Consider the following 1,975-nt stretch of genomic DNA (forward strand, 5'->3'; position numbering starts at 1 on the left):
GCTTCTAGCGGTAAACGGCAGTCAGAGAATGTTTGTATTGCAAATATAGGCTGCCTCGCTTTGACACGAACCCGGGGCTACAAATCCAGGGCCAAAGTAACCGCCATCGCGGCAGCTCCTTCAAATCCAAAGCCGACAGCGCCGCGCTAGCGGCCTGGTATCAAAGGCACCTGGGCATCCAACTCGAACCCTGGGGCGGAGCCATCCTGAAATGGCCGGACGACAAAGCCGAGGACAACGGCCTCACCGCATGGAGCGTCGCTGACAAGGATAGCAAGTGGTTCAGTCCGAGCGACGCCACCTTCATGATCAACTACCGCGTCGACAATCTCGACGAGTTGCTCGCGCAACTCCGAGTGAGCGGAGTCGACGTAGTTAGCGGGCCCGAGTCCCACGAGAACGGAAAGTTCGCCTGGGTCATGGATCCGGAAGGAAACAAGGTCGAGCTATGGGAGCCGATGAACTGGGACGAGAAGAACCAGGCCAAGTAAAAGTCGAGCGACGACGTTTCCGCGGAAACGTTTCCAGCGCCGAAGCCCATCAAAAGCCGCATCAGTCTGCGTCTGCTCCCGGTGCAAACGGATTGTTTGCTCTTGACTTGAGACCGAACATCTCGGATTGTATGTAAGCCTTGCAACGGACTGAACAATACTAAAGAACGGACATTGCGATCATCATGATCTCCTGGCTCTCGGCATTCACTGCGGCGCTTGTGCTGCTGGCGGCGCCCGTCGCGGCTGACGAAGTTCGCGCTATCCAGATCCGCGTTGACGGCGCCCCAGCGTTCGACGTCATCTATCACCGTGCCGAAGTTAATATGACGGGTGCGGCGTTTGCCGGCGTCATCGGTGCCGGCATCCAGGCGGGCATCGAAGCCGATCGCGATTCCACCAAGCGCAAAGAACTCAAGCCGCACGTAGCCGACGATGTCTGGCAGAAGGCCTTCGTGGCGACGCTGCATGAGGCGTTGGTTGCGAAGGGCTTTGATCCGCAATGGGTTGAAGGTCAGGCGAGCGGCAAAGATGCGAAGGCCGACGTCTATCTCATGCTGTTCCCCGCTTCCTACGGATTTCGCGTGGTGGATTCAACCTCGATGTCGGTCTCGGCATACGTCGAGTTCGAAGCGGCCTACGCGCGCGAACCGATCAAGCGGCCGAAATCGAGGGAGCCGTTCTATCTCACCCACAAGAAACAGGCGCCCTACGAGGACCTGCTCAAGGCGACCTCGGACTTGAATGGCGATATCGAAGCGGTCCTGGTGCAGTCGGCGCGCCGGCTAGCGAACAAGATCATCTATAACGTGAAGTAGGGAGTACGTCGTGCAGCTGCTGAGATTCCTGGTTCTCGCCGTCGCTGTTCTAGTAATGCAGGGCTGTGCATTCACCAAGGCGACGCTTGATGTGAAGCACACCAATGCCCAGATCGCCGGTCCGCTCGGCGATGTCATGCCTATTGCGTTCCAAACGCCGCAGCTGCTGGACTCTCGTGCGGACACGGCGCGCATTGGCTGGAAGAAGAACGGTTTCGGGCAAAACACCGCCGACGTTGTCACCAAGCAGCCGGTCGAGCAGCTTGTCGAAGCGGCGGTTGCCAAGGCGCTCACCGATACGAAGCATAGTGTTGGTGATAGTGGCGACGTGCAGGTGGTTGGCACGATCGATCGCTTCTGGTTTGAGATCGACCCCAACTTCTGGACGGTGAAGTTCATCGGGGACGTGCAGTGCACGGTCGATTTCATCGATCGCCAAACCAAGCAGTCCATTTATAAATCGAAGTACGCCGGGAGTTATGCTCAGGAGAAGGCGGGCGGACTGGAAAAGACCTGGGCGGAAATCATGAGCAAGGCGCTCGACAAGCTCATCGAATCGATCGTGCTGGACGAGGAACTGGTGGCTGCGCTGAACAAACGGCTGACGCCAAAAGTCTCTAGCGCGACGGAATAGGCCGGCCTCGGCGGTTGCCTGCAAAGCACCGC

General features: G+C 58.2%; 3 protein-coding genes. All 3 read left to right on the forward strand.

The window, feature by feature from the left end; all coding sequences use genetic code 11:
- Positions 1-32: 32 nt before the first annotated feature.
- The gene (locus JNL55_RS30830; RefSeq protein WP_293863590.1) at positions 33-491 is read left to right on the forward strand and encodes a VOC family protein; all 459 of its coding nucleotides are present in this window, start codon (positions 33-35) and stop codon (positions 489-491) included.
- 185 nt (positions 492-676) lie between these two features.
- Entirely contained in the window at positions 677-1,309 is a 633-nt protein-coding gene (locus JNL55_RS30835) for a hypothetical protein (protein WP_293863592.1), read from the forward strand.
- Positions 1,310-1,319: 10 nt separating this feature from the next.
- Positions 1,320-1,943 (forward strand): YajG family lipoprotein, encoded by a 624-nt coding sequence (locus JNL55_RS30840; RefSeq protein WP_293863594.1) that lies wholly within the window; start codon positions 1,320-1,322, stop codon positions 1,941-1,943.
- Positions 1,944-1,975: the final 32 nt, after the last annotated feature.

The organism is Steroidobacter sp. (assembly GCF_016790065.1).
Lineage (GTDB): Bacteria > Pseudomonadota > Gammaproteobacteria > Steroidobacterales > Steroidobacteraceae > Steroidobacter.